At 64.7% G+C, this 16,986-nt stretch carries 12 protein-coding genes and 2 pseudogenes; 5 read left to right on the top strand and 9 right to left on the bottom strand.

What is annotated here, in order from left to right:
• Positions 1-77 precede the first annotated feature (77 nt).
• The 5 genes from ACPTTF_RS34565 to ACPTTF_RS34585 all read right to left on the bottom strand — a co-directional run bounded on the left by ACPTTF_RS34565 (position 78) and on the right by ACPTTF_RS34585 (position 7,746).
• Positions 78-1,544 carry an efflux transporter outer membrane subunit gene (locus tag ACPTTF_RS34565; RefSeq protein WP_423372094.1) on the bottom strand — a complete coding sequence of 489 codons (1,467 nt, stop codon included), beginning with the start codon at positions 1,542-1,544 and terminating at the stop codon, positions 78-80.
• Positions 1,537-2,742: an efflux RND transporter periplasmic adaptor subunit gene (locus tag ACPTTF_RS34570; protein WP_423372095.1), complete on the bottom strand. Its 1,206-nt coding sequence runs from the start codon at positions 2,740-2,742 to the stop codon at positions 1,537-1,539. The genes ACPTTF_RS34565 and ACPTTF_RS34570 overlap by 8 nt, the downstream gene beginning before the upstream one ends.
• Positions 2,732-5,986 (bottom strand): efflux RND transporter permease subunit, encoded by a 3,255-nt coding sequence (locus tag ACPTTF_RS34575; protein WP_166958458.1) that lies wholly within the window; start codon positions 5,984-5,986, stop codon positions 2,732-2,734. The genes ACPTTF_RS34570 and ACPTTF_RS34575 overlap by 11 nt, the downstream gene beginning before the upstream one ends.
• A gap of 154 nt (positions 5,987-6,140) precedes the next feature.
• Complete coding sequence (locus tag ACPTTF_RS34580; protein WP_166958456.1) at positions 6,141-6,815, bottom strand: response regulator transcription factor; 675 nt, start codon at positions 6,813-6,815, stop codon at positions 6,141-6,143.
• Positions 6,816-6,837: 22 nt separating this feature from the next.
• Positions 6,838-7,746, bottom strand: coding sequence for a LysR family transcriptional regulator (locus ACPTTF_RS34585; RefSeq protein WP_166958454.1), 909 nt, complete (start codon positions 7,744-7,746; stop codon positions 6,838-6,840).
• A 497-nt stretch (positions 7,747-8,243) separates the two neighbouring features.
• Here ACPTTF_RS34585 and ACPTTF_RS34590 point away from each other — a divergent pair, with 497 nt between their 5' ends.
• Positions 8,244-8,618: a hypothetical protein gene (locus tag ACPTTF_RS34590; RefSeq protein WP_423372096.1), complete on the top strand. Its 375-nt coding sequence runs from the start codon at positions 8,244-8,246 to the stop codon at positions 8,616-8,618.
• A gap of 129 nt (positions 8,619-8,747) precedes the next feature.
• Here ACPTTF_RS34590 and ACPTTF_RS34595 read toward each other — a convergent pair whose 3' ends face one another.
• Both ACPTTF_RS34595 and ACPTTF_RS34600 read right to left on the bottom strand, forming a co-directional pair.
• A complete protein-coding gene (locus ACPTTF_RS34595) occupies positions 8,748-9,836 on the bottom strand; it encodes a porin (protein ID WP_423372613.1) in 1,089 nt (362 codons plus the stop codon).
• A gap of 398 nt (positions 9,837-10,234) precedes the next feature.
• A complete protein-coding gene (locus tag ACPTTF_RS34600; protein ID WP_423372097.1) occupies positions 10,235-11,137 on the bottom strand; it encodes a LysR family transcriptional regulator in 903 nt (300 codons plus the stop codon).
• Between the two features lie 255 nt (positions 11,138-11,392).
• Between ACPTTF_RS34600 and ACPTTF_RS34605 the strand changes: the two genes are divergently transcribed.
• From ACPTTF_RS34605 to ACPTTF_RS34615, 3 genes and pseudogenes are all read left to right on the top strand, one after another.
• A complete protein-coding gene (locus ACPTTF_RS34605) occupies positions 11,393-12,421 on the top strand; it encodes a D-alanine--D-alanine ligase family protein (protein WP_423372098.1) in 1,029 nt (342 codons plus the stop codon).
• Positions 12,418-13,488, top strand: coding sequence for a D-cysteine desulfhydrase family protein (locus ACPTTF_RS34610; protein ID WP_423372099.1), 1,071 nt, complete (start codon positions 12,418-12,420; stop codon positions 13,486-13,488). The genes ACPTTF_RS34605 and ACPTTF_RS34610 overlap by 4 nt, the downstream gene beginning before the upstream one ends.
• Before the next feature lie 18 nt (positions 13,489-13,506).
• Positions 13,507-13,707, top strand: a pseudogene (locus ACPTTF_RS34615) (transposase); the annotation flags it as partial.
• Between the two features lie 213 nt (positions 13,708-13,920).
• Here the strand turns inward: ACPTTF_RS34615 and ACPTTF_RS34620 are convergent.
• Both ACPTTF_RS34620 and ACPTTF_RS34625 read right to left on the bottom strand, forming a co-directional pair.
• The gene (locus tag ACPTTF_RS34620; RefSeq protein ID WP_423372100.1) at positions 13,921-14,790 is read right to left on the bottom strand and encodes a S66 peptidase family protein; all 870 of its coding nucleotides are present in this window, start codon (positions 14,788-14,790) and stop codon (positions 13,921-13,923) included.
• A 110-nt stretch (positions 14,791-14,900) separates the two neighbouring features.
• Positions 14,901-15,262: pseudogene (locus tag ACPTTF_RS34625) on the bottom strand (transposase); the annotation flags it as partial.
• Positions 15,263-15,614: 352 nt separating this feature from the next.
• Between ACPTTF_RS34625 and ACPTTF_RS34630 the strand changes: the two are divergent.
• Complete coding sequence (locus ACPTTF_RS34630) at positions 15,615-16,535, top strand: proline dehydrogenase family protein (RefSeq protein WP_423372101.1); 921 nt, start codon at positions 15,615-15,617, stop codon at positions 16,533-16,535.
• The last annotated feature ends 451 nt before the right edge of the window (positions 16,536-16,986 follow it).

Below are 16,986 nucleotides of genomic sequence, written 5' to 3' on the forward strand. Positions count from 1 at the left end.
GGACCACGTAAAAAAAGCACCCGTCGCGATGACGGGTGCATCGAAACGCGACACGCTCCCCACGTGCCGCAACGGGTTCAGGTCGTCGAACGCGTCGGCGTCGCGGCCGGCACTTTCGCACCGGGCGCTGCGTCGTCGGCCGACCACCCTCCGCCCAGTGCCGCGATCAACCCGACCGCCGCCAGTTGCCGGCGAGTATCCAGTTCCAGCATCGCAACCTTCGTATTGAGCTCGGTGGTCTGGGCGGTCACCACGTCGAGATAGCTGACGACGCCGTCCCGATAGCGCGACATCGACAACTGCAACGTGCGTTCGGCCGCGTCGAGCGCTTCCTGCTCGCGATCGGCTTCGTCGCCGAGATGATGCGTGAGCGCGAGGTTGTCTTCCACCTGCTGGCACGCCGCGAGCACCACCGCGCGATACTGCGCGCCGTTTTCGGCCAGCTGCGCGTGCGCCTGGTCCGTGAGCGCCTGGCGGCGGCCGCCGTCGAACAGCGTGAGCGCGAGGCTGGGCCCGATCGACCAGATCTCGTTCGGCGCGCTGAGCCAATGGCCGAGCCCCGAGCTCTGGTACCCGCCGATCAGCCCGAGCGTGATGTCGGGGAAGAACGCCGCGCGCATCACGCCGATCTTCGCGTTGGCGGCTGCCATGCGGCGCTCCGCGGCGGCAATGTCGGGGCGCCGCTGCAGCAGCGTGGCTGGAATGCCGGCCGGGATCGCGGGCAGATACGCCACGCCCAGGTCCGGCGTCAGCGAGAACGACGACGCCGGCACACCCGTGAGCGTCGCGATCGCGTGCTCGTAGAGCGCGCGCCTTGCCCGCACGTCCTCGGCCGACGCGCGTGCCGAGTCGAGCTGCGTCTGCGCGCGCGAGACGTCGAGATCGGATGCGATGCCGCCTGCGTGCCGGCTCATCGTGAGTTTCAGCGCACGCTGGTACGTGTCGATCGTGTCGGACAGCAACTGCTGCTGCTGGTCGAGCCCGCGCAGGTTGAAATAGGCGTTCGCGAGGCTGGCCTGCAGGCTCAACTGCACCGACGCGAGATCGTCGGCGCTGGCCTGTGCGTTCGCGCGCCCGGCCGCGACCTCGTTGCGGACCTTGCCCCACAGGTCGAGGTCGTAGTCGAAGCCGGCGTCGAGCGTGTTCGAGCCGTACACGTTCGGCTGGTTCGAGCCGCGCAGCGGGCGCGTGGCCGATTGCCGGTTGCTCGAGATCTGCGCGCCGAGGCCGATGGTCGGGAACAGCCCCGAGCGCGCCTGATCGAACAGCGCGCCGGCTTCGTCATGGCGGGCCACCGCGGCGGCCACGTCGGGGTTGGCTGCTGCTACCTGCACTTCGAGCCGGTCGAGCACCGGATCGCGGAATGCCTTCCACCAGCCCTCGCGCGCGATGCGGTCGGCCGGCTGCGCGGGCTGCCAGCCGCCCGCTTCCTTGAAGCGGGCCGGCAATGCGGTCTGCGGCGCATGGTAGACGGGCGCGAACGAGCAGGCGGAGAGGAACGCGACGCTGGCGAGCATCGCGCAGAGCCGACGCGGGTTAGCCATTCGCACGCTCCGTGTGGCGCGCGGCCGAAGCAACGGTGCCGGCCGGCGCCGCGAGCCGGACCCGGTCGCCCGCGGACAGCGAGTCGGGCGGGTTGTCGATCACGCGATCGTCGGGCGCGAGGCCGGTCGCGATCTGCACGTGCGTGCCGAGGTCGGTCGCGATCGTGACGGGCTTGAACACCGCGCGATCGTCCTTGCCGACCACGGCGACCTGCAGGCCGGCCTGGCGGAAGATCAGCGAGCTGGCCGGAATCGTCAACGCGTGGCTGCTGTCGGCCGGCAGCGCGAAATGCACCTCGGTGTATTCGCCCGGAATCAGCTTGCCGTCGCGGTTGTCGACCATCAGCTGTACGAGCAGCGTGCCGGTCGAATCGGCGATCGAATCGTCGGTGTCGGCGAGCGTCGCATGGAAAGTCTCGCCCGGGTGCTCGGGCACGGTCAGCGTCGCGCGCATGCCGGGGCGGATCGCGGCGGCCTCGTTCTGCGGCACGCTCACGTACACGCGCATCTGGTGCACGTCGGACACGGCGAACAGTTCGGGGCCGGTGCCGCCGCCGGCCGAGATCAGCTGGCCGATGTCGGTCTTGCGCGCGGTGACGACGCCGTCGAACGGCGCGACGATGCGCTTGAATGCCTCCAGCGCGTCGAGGCGCCGCACGTTGGCCTCGTTGGCCGCGACGATCGCCTGCTTGGCGGCGAGGTCGCTGGTCTTCTCGTCGGTTTCCTGCTGCGACACCGAATCCTGCGCGAGCATCTTGGTCCAGCGCGCGGCCGTGGACGCGGCCAGCTTCTCGTTGGCGAGCGAGCTTTGCAGGTCCGCACGTGCCTGCTGAAGCTGCTGGTCGAGCTCGGGCGTGTCGATCAGGCCGAGCAGCTGGCCCGACTTCACGTGCGCGCCGATATCGGTGTACCACGCATGCAGGTAGCCCGACACCTGCGCGTGAATCGGCGCGCTCTCGAACGCGGACAGGTGGCCCGGCAGCACCAGCGTGGCGCCGTCGGCGCCGGTCGTCGGCGTGTACGCGACCACGGTCGGCACCGCCTGTTCGGCGGACCACGTCGTCATTTCCTGCTTCGCGTGCGCGCGGCCGACGATGCCGTTCGTCACGATGCCGACCGCGACCAGCGCGGTGATCGTGGCGACGAGCTTGAGGTTGGGCAGCCGTTTCGGCGACTTGATTTCGATCTCAGTGGACATGGGAAGCTCCGGACGCGGAAGGGGAGGAAGCGCGGGGTGCGTCGTGTTTCAGTGCATCGCGCCGATGCACGAGGCTGAACACGACGGGAACGAAGAACAGTGTTGCGATCGTCGCGCACGCGAGGCCGCCGATCACGGCCCGGCCGAGCGGCGCGTTCTGCTCGCCGCCGTCGCCGAGGCCGAGCGCCATCGGCGCCATGCCGATGATCATCGCGAGCGCGGTCATCAGCACGGGGCGAAAGCGCGTGAAGCCGGCTTCGAGCGCCGATGCGAGCGCGTTGCCGGTTTCGGCGAGGCGCTCGCGCGCGAAGCTGACGACGAGGATCGCGTTCGCGGTGGCCACGCCCATGCACAGGATCGCGCCGGTCAGCGCGGGCACCGACAGCGGCGTGTGCGTGGTGAACAGCATCCAGACGATGCCGGCCAGCGCCGCCGGCAGCGCGGAGACGATCACGAATGCATCGGCCCACGAGTGGAAGTTCACGACGATCAGCAGGTAGATCAGCGCGATCGCACCGACGAGGCCGAGCAGCAGGCCGGTGAACGCGCCGTTCATGGTCTGCACCTGGCCGCGCAGCGTGACGGTCGAGCCCTTGGGCAGATCCTTCGCGGTGGCCTTGACGATGCTGCCGATATCGGCAGCGACCGCGCCGAGGTCGCGCCCTTGCGTCGTCGCGTAGATGTCGAACAGCGGCTCGATGTTGTAGTGCGACACCACCGCGTTGCCCACGCCGCGCGTGATCGTCGCGAGACCGCCGAGCAGTTGCGACTGGCCGTTCGCGCCGGTGACCGGCAGGTTCTGCAGTGCCGACAGCGTGGTCATCCGGTACTGCGGCGTCTGCGCGACGATCGGATAGGACACGCCGTTGCGCGGATTGAGCCAGTAGGTCGGGTCGACCTGGCTGGTGCCCGCGAGTGTCGCGACCACCGAGTTCGTCACGTCCTGCTCGGTGATGCCGAGCTGGTCGGCGCGGGTCCGGTCGACCGCCACCGTGAACTGCGGATAGGTGCTGGCCTGCTGGATGCGCGGGTCGGCAACGCCGGCGATCAGGCGCAGCTTGCGGTACAGCTCCTGCGCATACGCGAGGTTGGCCGGCTGGTTCGGGCCGGCCACCTGCAGGTCGACCGGCGCGGGTGCGCCGAAGTTGAGGATCTGGCTGACGATGTCGGCCGGCAGGAACGAGAACGTGGTGCCCGGATACGCGCGCGGCAGCCGTTCGCGCAGCGTGCGCACGTAGTCGGCGGTCGGCGCGTGATCCTTCGACAGCGAGATCAGGATGTCGCCGTCCTGCGGCCCCAGCGTGCCGCTGTTGTTGTAGGTCAGGTTGATCCCGCTCTTCGGCAGGCCGATGTTGTCGACCACCTCGCGCAACTGCGCGGGCGGAATCACGCTGCGGATCGTGTTCTCGATCCGGTCGAATTCGGCCGCGGTTTCCTCGACACGTGTGCCGACCGGTGCGCGCACGTGCAGCGAGATCTCGCCGGAGTCGATGGTCGGAAAGAAGTTTCGGCCGAGCCACGGTACGAGCAGGAACGACGCGGCCACCACGCACAGGAACGCGACGACGAACGGCTTGCGGCGTGTGAGCGCAAGGCCTAGCAGGATCCGGTACGACGCGCGCACGGCCTCGAAGCGGCGCTCGAATGCGCGCTGGAAGCGCACCAGCGGATTGCGCGACGGCGGCACGTCGTGCGCGCCGGCGTGACCCGCGTGCGAATCCATGATCGCGGCCAGCTCGCCCGATGCGTGGCCGGCCGACGCGTGCGGCTTGAGCAGGTACTGCGCGAGCATCGGCACGAAGGTGCGCGACAGCACGAACGACGACACCATCGAGAAGATCACGGCCTTGGCCATCGGCACGAACAGGAAGCGCGAGATGCCGTCGAGCATCAGCATCGGCACGAACACGATGCAGATGCACAGCAGCGAGACGAGCGCCGGCATCACGATCTGCTTCGCGCCGTCGACGATCGCCGTGCGCGTGTCCTTGCCCTGTTCGAGGTGCCAGTTCACGTTCTCGATCGTCACCGTCGCATCGTCTACCAGGATCCCGACCGCGAGCGCGAGGCCGCCGAGCGTCATCACGTTGAGCGTCTCGCCGGTGGCCGCGAGCAGCGCGATCGCCGAGAGCACGGCCAGCGGGATCGACGCGGCGATGATCAGCGTCGAGCGCCACGAGCCGAGGAACAGCAGGATCATCAGCGACGTCAGCGCGGCGGCGATGATGCCTTCGCGCGCGACGCCGCTGACGGCGCCCTTCACGAAGGTCGACTGGTCGCCCATCGTGACGAGCTTCAGGCCAGGCGGCAGCGTCTGCTCGATCAGCGGCAGCTTCGCCTTCACGCCCGCGATGATGTCGAGCGTCGACGCCGAGCCGTTCTTCAGGATGCTCATCAGCACGGCGCGGTGGCCGTCCACGCGCACGATGTTGGATTGCGGCGGGAAGCCGTCGCGCACGTGCGCGACATCGCGAATGGTGATCGTCGTGCCGTCGACCGACTTGATCGGCAGGTCGTTCAGCGCGTCGAGCGCGAGCGGGCTGTTGTTGAGCTTGATGTTGTATTCGAAGCGGCCGATCTTCTGCGTGCCGGCCGGGATGATCTGGTTCTGCTGGGCAAGCGCGTGCGCGACGTCCTGCGCCGACAGCCCCTTCGATTGCAGCGCCTGCGGGTCGAGGTCGATCTGCACTTCGCGCGCCTTGCCGCCGTACGGCGTCGGAATCGCGACGCCGGGCACCGACAGCAGCTGCGGGCGGATGAAGTTCTCCGCATAGTCTTCCAGCTTCTGCTCGTCGAGCGTGTTGCTGCTCAGCGCGATCTGCAGCACCGGCACGGTCGACGCGTTGTAGTTGAGGATCTGCGGCGGCGTGGTGCCGGGCGGCATCTGCTTGAGCACCGTCTGCGAGATCGACGTGACCTGCGCGGTGGCCGTGCGGATGTCGACGGTCGGCTGGAAGAAGATCTTGACGATGCCGAAGCTGCGGAACGACTGCGATTCGATGTGCTGGATGTCGTTGACCGTCGTGCCGAGCGTGCGCTCGTAGTACGTGACGATGCGGCCGGACATATCGTCCGGCTGCAGGCCGGAGTAGTTCCAGACGACGCTGATCACCGGAATGCGGATATCCGGGAAGATGTCGATGGGCGTGCGGAGTGCCGCGAGCGGACCTGCGATCAGGATCAGCAGCGCCAGCACGACGAACGTATAGGGCCGGGTGAGCGCGAGCCGGACAATTTTCAGCATGAGGTGCTGCTCCGTTCAAAAGCGTCGTGAAGAAGAGCCGGATGCGCGCGGCTTCGGGAAAACACCGATGCGCAGCCGATGACCGCATTCTGCGCAGCGGCCCCTAACAGCCGGTCGCTAAAAAGATGAAACAAGTTTTAGGTGGCGGCCGGATTCAGCCGAGCATGTAGCCCGAGCCGCGGATCGTGCGGATCAACGGTGCCGTGCCCGGCCGGTTCACCTTCTTGCGCAGGCGGCCGACGTGGACGTCGATCAGGTTCGTGCCCGGATCGAAGCGGCAGCCCCACACCGCCTCGAAGATCATCGTGCGGGTGAGCACCCGCCCGGCGTGGCGCATCATGAATTCGAGCACGCGCAGTTCGGTCGGCAGCAGCGCGAGCTCGCGCGCGCCGAGCGTGACACGGCGCCGCACCAGGTCGAATGCGAGCTCGCCCGCGCGCAGGAGCGTCTCGACCTGCGGGCCGCGCGGCCGGCGGCGAATCAGCACGTCGATGCGCGCGCACATCTCGTCGAGCGAGAACGGCTTGACGAGATAGTCGTCGCCGCCCGCGCGCAGCCCCTGGATGCGCTGGTCGACGTCCGACATCGCGCTCATCACGAGCACCGGCGTGTCGAGGCCGACGCCGCGCATCGTCGCGAGTATCGTGAGCCCGTCGAGATCCGGCAGCATGCGGTCGAGCGTCACAACGTCGTAGTCGGCACGCATCGCCTTGGCCATGCCGTCGCGGCCGGTGCGCGCGACGTCGACCTCGTGGCCGGCGGCGCGCAGCGTCTGCGTAATGTGATCCGCGATCAGCGGATCGTCTTCGATCGTCAGGATGTGGGACATGGACGGAGCGGCCTGGGCGGAATCAGGCGGCGGCGCGCTCGGGCGCGCGATAGTGTTCGACCACGTAGTCGATGAAGCTGCGGACCTTGGTCGACAGATGATGGCGGCTCGGATAAAGCATCGAGATGCAGCGCGCACCGCCGTTCACTTCGTAGCGTTCGAGCAGCGGCACCAGCGTGCCGCGTGCGAGATCGTCGGCGACGAGCGGATGCGGCAATTGCGTGATGCCCATGTGATTGAGCGCCGCGATCCGTACCATCATGCTGCCGGTCGATGCCAGTGCATTGCCGGTGTAGACGCGGTAGGAGCCGTCGACATCCGAGAACTCCCAGCTGCGCGCCGCGCCGTTCGATACGGTCAGCAGACTGTGTTCGTTCAGTTCGACGGGGTCGTTCGGCGTGCCGTGGCGCGCGAGGTACTCGGGCGACGCGACGACCACGTCGCGCACGCTCGTCAGCATCCGCGACACAAAGGTCGCGTTGACGAGGCGGCGATCGTCGCAGAAGCACACGTCGTAGCCGCCCTCGACCATGTCGACGTGCGTGTCGAACGTCGTCACGTCGAACCGGACGCGCGGATGCCCGTCGCGATACGTCGACAGCAGGACGCCGAGGCCAGTCGCGACGGAGGTCGCCGACGCGGCGATCCGCAGCGTGCCGCGCGGGTCGCGCGTGACCTGCACGAGGTTCGACTCGATTTCGTCGAGCTTCTCGATGATCGTGCGGCAACCGTCGAGATATTCGCGGCCGGTCTCGGTGAGGGACAGGCTGCGGGTTGTCCGGTTCAGCAGGCGCATGTTCAGGTGCGCTTCGAGCATGCCGACGCTGCGCGTGACCGCGGCTGCCGACATCCCGAGCTGACGCGCGGCGAGATTGAAACTCGACAACTCGACTACGCGCGTGAAGACGCGCATCGCTTGCAGTTGGTTCATGGTCCGCGGAAGGAAAGAATTGACCGGTCGCATGCACCGCAGACGCATCGCTCGATGCGTGCCGCTATGCGTGACCGGCAAGGTAGCGAGCCGATTATGGGATGCGGGCCGGCGTCGGACGCTTAAAAAACGACGCGGGATGGATGAAATTTCGTTTAAGTAAGCGGCGGACGAGGCGGGGTATGGGGCACGCAAGTGCGGGAAAGCGAGGCTCGGTTTGCGGCGCGACATCCGCTTGCCGAGTATTTGCAGCGTGAGCGGCACGGTGTTCTCGCTCGTCTCCACGATCCACTGAACACTCGCATCGTCGAAGGCGTCTATCGCACCGTCAAGGTCATCGTGCGTCGGTCCGACGGGCACCGTGACAGCGACGATTCGTTCGTCGCAACGGCAAGCAATCTAAAAATAAATTCATGAAGCTGCACCAAATCTTCAGGTGCGCACGTGGCGCGGCTGCCGATAATAGGCCGACATGAGTAGCCACAAGGAACGCAGACATGACGCAGCCGCTGAGTATCAAGATGATCCAGGAGCACGGCAAGCCGGTGGTGCTGGTGTCGATCGAACGGGGTGCCGCGGTGCTCGATCCGGAGGACGTCGATGCGGTCATCCAGTATCTGAGCCTGTTGCGCGCGTCGATGCAGCCGGCGGTGCCCGAGATGCCGCCGCGCGCGCAGCAGTTCGTGACGGAGATGGATCCGTGCTGGTACGCGGAGCGCCATCCGCTGTACGGCGGCGCGGTACTGTTGTTGCGGCACACCGGGCTCGGCTGGACGAGCTTTGCGCTGCCGCCGCAGAGCCTCGAGCGTCTGCACGGGTCGCTGTCGCAACTGCTCGAGGACGAGCAGCAGGCGATCAGCCTGCCGAACTGATTCGACGCGTGTGTCGATCGCGCTGGCCTTGGCCGGCGGGCAATGCGTCGCCGCTTGATCGCGTATCGATCGATGTCATGCCGGGGCCGGCTTCCTGTACAGGGGAAGCCGGCCCCTTCGCACGATCGCCTAGAACGTGTGGCGCAGCCCGATACGGCCGACCGCCTGCCGGCCGCTCGACGACGGATCGAAGCCCGCGACCTGCGCGACGGCGCCGCCCGACGCCATCTGCAGTGCCGCGAGCGCGTAGATTGCCGTGCGCTTCGTCAGTTCGTATTCGGCGCTCGCGTTCAGTTGCCGGTACTTGGGTTCCTGGCCGGTCGCGTGATCGCGGCCGGTCGTGTACGTATAGCCGAGGCCGAAATTGAGCTGGCTCGTGGCGGCGAGTGTGCCCGCGATCTCGTAGTTCTGGAACTTCACGTCCTGCTCGTCGTCGCCTTGCTGGAAATCGACGTCGGTGAAGTTGCCCATCAGCTTGACGTTGCCGAGCTGGTACGAGGCGCCGGCCGCGACGATGTTCTGGCTGCGCGCGTTTTCGAGCGCGTTGCCGTATACAGCGTCCGTGTATCCGCTGCCGTTCTGGTAGCTCTGCACGGCCTGCTCCGGATCGTTGACGCGCAGATAGCCGACGCCGGCCGAGAACGGCCCGTTCGTGTAGGCGACGGCTGCGCTGTACGCGGCGTTGTCGGAGAAGCGGCCGGGCTGGCCGCCGAACGAGTAGAGCGCCTCGGCGGTGAAGCCGGCAATCGTCGGGCTCGTGTATTTCACGGCATTGCTGATCGCGAAGCCGTTGTCGAGGTTGTCCATGTCGTTCGGGTGCGAGAAATACCAGCCCCCGTAATAGTCGTTCAGCGAATACGGCTCGATCAGGTCGACGACCGGATCCCACTGGCGGCCGAGCGTCAGCGTGCCCATGCGCGGGTCGGACAGCCCGACGTAGGCGTTGCGCGAGAACGCGAGGCCGCTGCCGAGCCCGCCGTTGGTGGAATTGAAGCCGCTTTCGAGATCGAAGATAGCGGCGAGCCCGCCACCGAGATCTTCCTTGCCGCGCAGCCCCCAGCGGCTACCGGCACTGACGCCGCTCGCCATCTGCCACAGGTGCTGGCCGTCGACGTTCGACGCGAAGTCGATCCCGGTGTCGATGATGCCGTACAGCGTGACGCTGCTTTGCGCATGCGCGTGGGAGAACAGGCCGCAGCAGGCGAGTGCGCACGTCATGCGCAGCAGCCGTGTCGTTTTATTCATGGATGAATGTCTCGAACGTAGGTTGACGGATATTGTTCGCAGTCCTTGTTTAAAGGGCTGGTCGTCGAGAATATAGCTGCGTCAATCACGCGCGGATCGGCAATTCAGTCTTTCAGTTTTTGCGTTGGTTTTGTGTATGGGGGTGGTCGACAACGGGGGTGTTGGGGGATGGGGGGTGTTTGCTTCGGGGACAGGGGGTAGGGTGCTTGGGGGCGTCGTGACTTGTCCGCGCTTCCGGCAGGCGGGCATTCGCGAGCGCGATCGTCGCGGCCGGCCCGAAGGCAGGCCGCACCGATACGGATACAGGTCATGACGTTTGATGCGCCGCCGCGGCTGGTAAGGGCGCTGGCGGGCATCCGTCGTCGATTCATCTAGCGGGGAACGCTCGATACCGCTCTGACGATTTCCTCAACGAACACCTTGATCATTGGATGTTTACGCTCGCTGCGGCGATACGCGACATAGATCTTGCGCCGCACCTCTGGCTTCAACTTGATCCACGTCACGCCGGCCGGCGCCTTCAGTACCCGCAGACTGGGGGCAACCGACACCGAACAGCCGGAGGCCACCATCGCTTCGACCATTTCGGAGCCGCGGCATTTGGCGTTGATGCGAGGCTCGAAGCCGGCGCGGCGGCACAAGTCGATGACGAAATCGCCGAAGGTGCTCCACGTGGATTCCATCGCCCAGGCTTCGTGCCGGAGATCGGCAACACCAAGCGATCGCCTTTTGCTCAACGGATGATCCGTCGCCACCGCCACGTAAAGCACATCTTCCGTAAGCGGTACAAGCTCGATGTTCTCCCGGTCCTTGCCCGCTTCGATCGAAAGATCGTCGATCAGCGCGATGTCGGTTCGCCACGCCCGCAGTGCCGCGACTGCGTCGATGGGCTCCAGCTCCTCAAGTCCGATTTCCAGCCGCGGATGCGCGAGCTCTAGCCTTTTGACCGTATCAGGAAGGACAAGAGAAGCAATCGAAGGAAACGCGGCAACGCGTAGTTCCCCGACTATCTCGCGCCGCAGTTGAACCAGTTCCGAGCGTGCCTCGTCCAGTACAACCATCACCCGTTCGGCATGAACTACCAATGCGCGACCTGCCGGCGTCAGCCTGACGCCACGGCCGATTCGCTCCGTAAGCTGGATGCCCGCATCCTCCTCCAGTTGCGCGATCTGCTGCGAAACGGCCGATGGCGTCAGGTGCAAGGCTTCAGCGGCTGCCGCCATCGTCCCTGATCTCGCCAGTTCGAGAAGTGCTTTCAGTCGCCCGACTTCCAACGCTTGCCTCCACTCGATCAATGATTAAAACGGCTAATGTATTGCACAAAAAACGATAAGTATACGTGGATGAAATTGCCCCCTACAGTTGCCAGCCGGCGGTGACGGAAAAGACGGATTTGCCGCCGCCGCATTCCGCATCAGCAACGCAATGACTGACGAAATCCCCGGCCCTGAATGCTCACTCCGCCAATGGGCCCGGGAGGACGCCTGCTCGGGGCGTTTTCCACTATTTTTTGTCGCGTGAACAGAGCAATGCGTGATTCCAAACTCAAGATCGCGGTACTTTTCGGCGGCGCCAGCGAAGAGCGCGACGTCTCGATTTCCAGTGCCGCTCAAGTGGTCAAGGCGCTGCGCAGCGTGGGTCACAGCGTGGTAGCAATAGACACCGCACGCGGCCCGCTCCCGGTAGAAGAAGAGGCGCGCATGCTGACATTCCGAGTGACCGACTCCCCGCCGCAGCCCGACGTATTGGATCAATTGCCGTCGGCTGTTTTCGACCTGCTCCGTTTTCGCGAACTGACCGATGCCGATGTCGTATTTCTCGCACTGCACGGCGGAGCAGGGGAAGACGGCACCATTCAGGCGATGCTCGACATGGCGGGCCTGCCTTATACGGGCAGCGGGCAAATGGGTAGTGCGATTGCCATGAACAAGAACGTGGCAAAGAGCCTGTTTACTGCGGGCGGCATCCGCACGCCGCGCTGGTTGATGCTGCCATGCGACTCCGATGAGATAACCCGGCGCGTCGGCTATCCGCTCATCGTCAAACCGAATCGGCAGGGCTCGACGGTCGGCCTGTCGCTGGTGCATGCTCCCGAAGCGCTGGGAGACGCGGTGCGCCTCGCTCGCCGGTTCGACACGCAGGTGATGGTGGAGCAGTTCATTGCGGGCCGAGAACTCACGGTCGGCGTGCTGGGCACGCAGGCGTTGAGTGTCGGTGAAATCTTCGTCGAGGCGGATGAAGTTTTCGATTACCGGTCGAAGTATCAGGCCGGCGATGTACTCGAACAATTTCCGGCGAGCTTGCCGGCGGCTACGCTCGAAACGGCGCAACGAATCGCCTTGCGCGCTCATGCGCTGCTGGAACTCGACGGCTACAGCCGGACTGACCTCAGGCTCGACGCGCAGGGAAATCTTTGGTGTCTCGAGGTGAATACGCTGCCAGGCATGACCGTCACGAGCCTGCTCCCGCAGTCCGCGGCTGCATCCGGTATTGCGTTCCCGCAACTGTGCGAGCAGATCTGTCTTGCAGGCATGAATCGCCACAAGGTGCCCGCATGACTTTCGACACGTCAGCCGCATCCGCGCGCCTTGCGCGAGCGCATCTCGAGGGACTGTTCGGCTTCGATTCGATCCGGGTACCGCGTTACCGTCTGCTCGACGGCCCGACACCGATTCACGCTCTGCCGCGCTTGAGCATGCATCTCGGCGGGGCGAACATTTATGTCAAGCGGGAAGATGTGGCGGGCGTGGGCGGCGGCGGCAACAAGTTGCGGAAGCTGGAACTCCTGATTGGCGAGGCATTGCAGGGCGGCGCAGACACGGTCATTACGGTGGGGGCGAGGCAATCGAATCACGCGCGACTGACCGCGGCTGCGGCAGCCCGCGCGGGCATGCGATGTGAGGTCGTTCTCACACGATCCGTGCCGCGCGACGACGCCGACTACATCGAAAGCGGCAACGTCCTGCTCGATAGCCTGTTCAACGCGCATGTGCACGATTTATCGGCTTCGGCCGATGCGATGGCATACGCTGTTGCGCGTGCGGGCGAATTGCGTGCCGCAGGCCACCGGGTCTATGTCTGTCCCTTCGGTGGATCGAGTCCGACTGGCTGCGTCGCCTATGCCGCGTGCGCAGCCGAAATCGTGCAGCAGTCCCAGGCACACGGCCTGCTCTTCGATCGCATCGTCGTACCCAACGGAAGTGGCGGCACACATGCCGGGCTGGTTGCCGGGCTCGCGGCGCTCGGGAGCGGCATGATCGAAGTCGACGCCTACACCGTCTATGCCCCAGCCGCCGACGCTCATCGCACCACGCTCGACAAGGTGCGGCAGACGGCGCGTATCCTCCAATGCGACAGGGATATCTCGCCCGATGCCGTTCGCGTCGACTCCTCGCAACTCGGCCCGGGCTACGGGATGCCGACGGACTCCATGCGCCGGGCCGTCCGGTTGCTGGCCTCGCAAGAAGGGCTCTTGCTCGATCCTGTTTATAGCGGCAAGGCGTTTGCGGGGCTGATTGAAGGCATCACATCAGGTCGTTACGCATCTGATAAAAACATCCTCTTCATCATGACCGGGGGATTACCTGGTTTATTCGCCTACCGAAACGAATTTCAGGCTGCCTGAGAGGAGTCGGTGAGCGAGATAGGATGCCGTGGTATCGAAAGCAGTGAGCGGCTCGGGCGTCATCGTTGGGTCGTCGAGCGCACACATGCCTGGTTTGATGGTTTCGGCAAGCTCCGGATTCGCTTCGAGCGCCGCCTCGATATTCATGCCGCTTTGCTCGCTCTGGCTGCCGCCGTCATCTGCTCTAGATTCGTGGATGACTTGTGTTGGCGACTCTAAGCTGGCATACATGGAAGGCTGCGGGAACAGATGAAATCAAGGTGTTGGCGTTCAACGAATCTTGACCGCGCGGGGCGCGGGACGGCAAAAATCTTGGACGGGTATATGCCGCAATTCCGAGACGCTTCCGGTATTCGACCGGGCACCGGCCCTTGTGCCTGTGCCCGGGACAGCCGGCTTTGAATACGCGTTCCTGTCCTTCTAGATTCGACGCTACGCGACGAACCGGATCGCGCTGTTCTCGATGGCAGCCTGGTTGCCGTATTGCCAAGTGATGTTGCGGTGTTCATGTCCGATCGGCAGACCCGAGTAGATCGGCAGGCCGAAGCCGCCCAGCACGTCGACAAGCATCTGCTCGAGCGTGAAATCCGCGCCGTCCGGGATCGGGCAGCGCGTGAATTGCCCGAGCACGAACGCACGGGCTCCGTCGAACGCGCCGCTCAGACGCAGTTGCGTCAGGCTGCGGTCGAGCCGGTAGCCGAACTCCGTCACGTCCTCCAGCAGTACGATCGCGTCGTGTGAGCGAAGCGACCAGCGCGTACCCGCGACGCTCGCGAGTACCGTCACGTTGCCGCCGCACAGACGTCCCCGCACTGCACCAGGGGCGCCGGACAAATGCCGCAGACTCAGCGCGGGGCGTTCGTCGCCGGTCAGCACAGCGCGAATGTCGGCGCGCGTCGCGTCGTCGACCTTGGTCGCCAGACTGTGAAATGTCGGGCCATGCAGCAAACGCACGCCGGGCCGATCCGCGAGTGCGCAGAACAGTGACGTCGCGTCGGAAAAGCCGATGATCGACTTTGGCGTTGCGATCTCGTCGGGCAAGTGCTCAAGCAAATGCGCGCAACCGAATCCCCCCCGCGCGAGCCACACGATCTCGATCGACGGATCCATCAGGGTGCGCCGCAGGTCGTCCGCGCGCTCCTCGGCGGTACCGGCGAAATAGCGGTACCGGCTGCCGAGATGCGCGCCCGCCCTGACCTCGAAGCCCCAACTTTCGACGAGCGCAATGCCACGCGCGATGCCTTCCGGATCGGGCACACCCGCAGGCGCGACCACGCCCACTGTCTTGCGTCGTGATTCCATTGAATGGCTACCTTGATGATCGAGAACCTGCTGAATATATCCGACACCGCTTGCTAACGGCTCAGCCTTGTAACGCAGCGTCGTGCGCGCGGGGATGACGATTGCCGGCGTCCGCGAAACCGCTGCGTTATGTGTCGTTTCGATCCGAGCTTGCCTCGGTCCGTCGGGTTGGGGCCGGTTTCTTGGCCCCCCGGGGGCTGGAGACGCCGGCTCCATCTAGGTTCGAACGCTCCCGATCGATCTGGTCGTGCTCTCGCAGTCGATGCCATACGCCGGCCGCTTGCCAGTCTCGCAGACGTCGCCAGCATGTCATGCCACTGCCGAAGCCCAACTCCTGCGGAAGGTCTTCCCACGGAATGCCCGTCTGCAATACATACAAGATACCGTTCAGCGCTGCGCGATCATCGACTGTGCGCCGCAGACCACCCCTGGGCGATGGCGTGAACTCCGGAATCAGCGGCTCCAGCGCCACCCATCATTCGTTACTGATTTTGCGTCTTGCCATGCCGTAGACGATACGACGCCCGCAGCATCATATCCAGGTGTTAGCCGCTCTTATGACCACGGCACGTTCATGCTACGATTCGCGGTGCCTGACTGACGTAGCGAAAGCAGGCTCCACCCGACCTTGTACTGAGTCCACTCGAACAATGTACGCAGCTGCCTGGCCTCCCTCGAAAACGCACTGAAAGCCTGCGCCGATGCAATGATTGCATCCGCCATGGCATTCGTCCCGGACTGTTGTCGACAACAGTCCGGAGATGTCGCTCGAATCGGTTTATCACCTCCAGATTCGTGCGACTGCGTTTTCATGAGACCACAGCATGCGTATTTTTAATACGATGGCAGCTCACGCCATCCCGCTCGTTCCCCGTTCACTGATCCGCAAGATCTCCCGCCGCTATATTGCCGGCGAAACGCTTGGCGATGCCCGTACGCGCATCCACGCGCTCCACGCAGCAGGCTTCAGAACAACCGTCGATGTGTTGGGCGAGACGGCGTCGTCGTCGGATCAGGCCGAGTCGATGACTCGCGATTATCTCAATCTGATCCAGGCGTTCGACGCGCAAAATGAGCCCACCGAGCTGTCGATAAAGTTGACCGCGCTGGGGTTGCATCTCGACGAAGACGCTTGCATGGCGCGAGTCTCGGTGATTCTGCGAGCGGCTGCATCGCAGGGGATCAGCGCGTGCATCGACATGGAAGACACCAGTTGCACCCAGAAAACGCTCGACGCGTTCTTGAAGCTCGATTCCGACGGGTATCCAGTCGGAATCGCACTACAAGCGTATTTGACGCGCACACACGATGACATCGTTCCGCTGCAGGCGCGCAAGAGTCGCATGCGTATTTGCAAGGGGATTTATGCAGAGGCAAAGGAGCATCTTGTCGAGGGCGCATCGATGGATCGGGCCGCGATCAATTCCCACTTCATTCGGCACGTCCTGACTGCTATTCAGGCAGGATCATTCGTCGGCATTGCAACGCACGATGCACAATTGATCGATGCGCTGATCAACTGGCTGCAACGCGAGCAAATCGACAGGTCACGATTCGAGTTCCAGATGTTACTGGGGGTGTGCGAACCGCTGCGTGACGCTTTGCTTGCGCAAGGATTCCATGTGCGCGTCTATGTGCCGTACGGGCATGACTGGTATGGCTACAGCACTCGGCGAATCAAGGAGAATCCACGAATCGCCGGATATATCCTGTCGGCGATGATACGTCGCGATCGGACTCGGTAGCCGTTACAGCACGCCCCGAAGATCGGGGCCGACCAGTTCGTTGGCCCCGATTCGAACGGCTGCTTTCGAGGAGGCCGGTTGAATCCACCGTTGGGTTGAGCCAGTCGCGGTTTGTCGGAGGGGTCGCCGGCCGGGTTCGGCCACGAACAGCCGTTTGCGTGACGCACGAAGCTGTCATTCGACCGACTGATTTATCTCGGAAAGCTGACCGATGCGCGTCGGCGATATATACGCCAACCCCTAAGGCCCCTAAGGTTCGCCAACTGACTCTGGTGTCACGGTCAGAAGGCCCAAGCCGCCTACTAGGGCCAGATAGTATTGCGAGGTTGAGCGGCCGACTGCCAAATCTCGACAACATGACCGCGCATCGATCCGAGAGCCTGGCGATCGACGCTCCCGGTACCGCTAACAACTAACTTGGCGGCATTCGCGGGTGCGGAGGACGCGTCAA

Origin of the sequence: Burkholderia crassaminum (genome assembly GCF_964265005.1) — a bacterium.
Classification (GTDB): Bacteria; Pseudomonadota; Gammaproteobacteria; order Burkholderiales; family Burkholderiaceae; genus Burkholderia.

Bases quoted from the DNA above. Each gene is read 5' to 3' on its own strand.
- ACPTTF_RS34610 (WP_423372099.1), top strand. From the start codon at position 12,418: ATGACTTTCGACACGTCAGCCGCATCCGCGCGCCTTGCGCGAGCGCAT.
- ACPTTF_RS34580 (WP_166958456.1), bottom strand. From the start codon at position 6,815: ATGTCCCACATCCTGACGATCGAAGACGATCCGCTGATCGCGGATCAC.
- ACPTTF_RS34565 (WP_423372094.1), bottom strand. From the start codon at position 1,544: ATGGCTAACCCGCGTCGGCTCTGCGCGATGCTCGCCAGCGTCGCGTTC.
- ACPTTF_RS34595 (WP_423372613.1), bottom strand. From the start codon at position 9,836: ATGACGTGCGCACTCGCCTGCTGCGGCCTGTTCTCCCACGCGCATGCG.
- ACPTTF_RS34630 (WP_423372101.1), top strand. From the start codon at position 15,615: ATGCGTATTTTTAATACGATGGCAGCTCACGCCATCCCGCTCGTTCCC.
- ACPTTF_RS34585 (WP_166958454.1), bottom strand. From the start codon at position 7,746: ATGAACCAACTGCAAGCGATGCGCGTCTTCACGCGCGTAGTCGAGTTG.
- ACPTTF_RS34605 (WP_423372098.1), top strand. From the start codon at position 11,393: ATGCGTGATTCCAAACTCAAGATCGCGGTACTTTTCGGCGGCGCCAGC.
- ACPTTF_RS34575 (WP_166958458.1), bottom strand. From the start codon at position 5,986: ATGCTGAAAATTGTCCGGCTCGCGCTCACCCGGCCCTATACGTTCGTC.
- ACPTTF_RS34570 (WP_423372095.1), bottom strand. From the start codon at position 2,742: ATGTCCACTGAGATCGAAATCAAGTCGCCGAAACGGCTGCCCAACCTC.
- ACPTTF_RS34590 (WP_423372096.1), top strand. From the start codon at position 8,244: ATGACGCAGCCGCTGAGTATCAAGATGATCCAGGAGCACGGCAAGCCG.
- ACPTTF_RS34620 (WP_423372100.1), bottom strand. From the start codon at position 14,790: ATGGAATCACGACGCAAGACAGTGGGCGTGGTCGCGCCTGCGGGTGTG.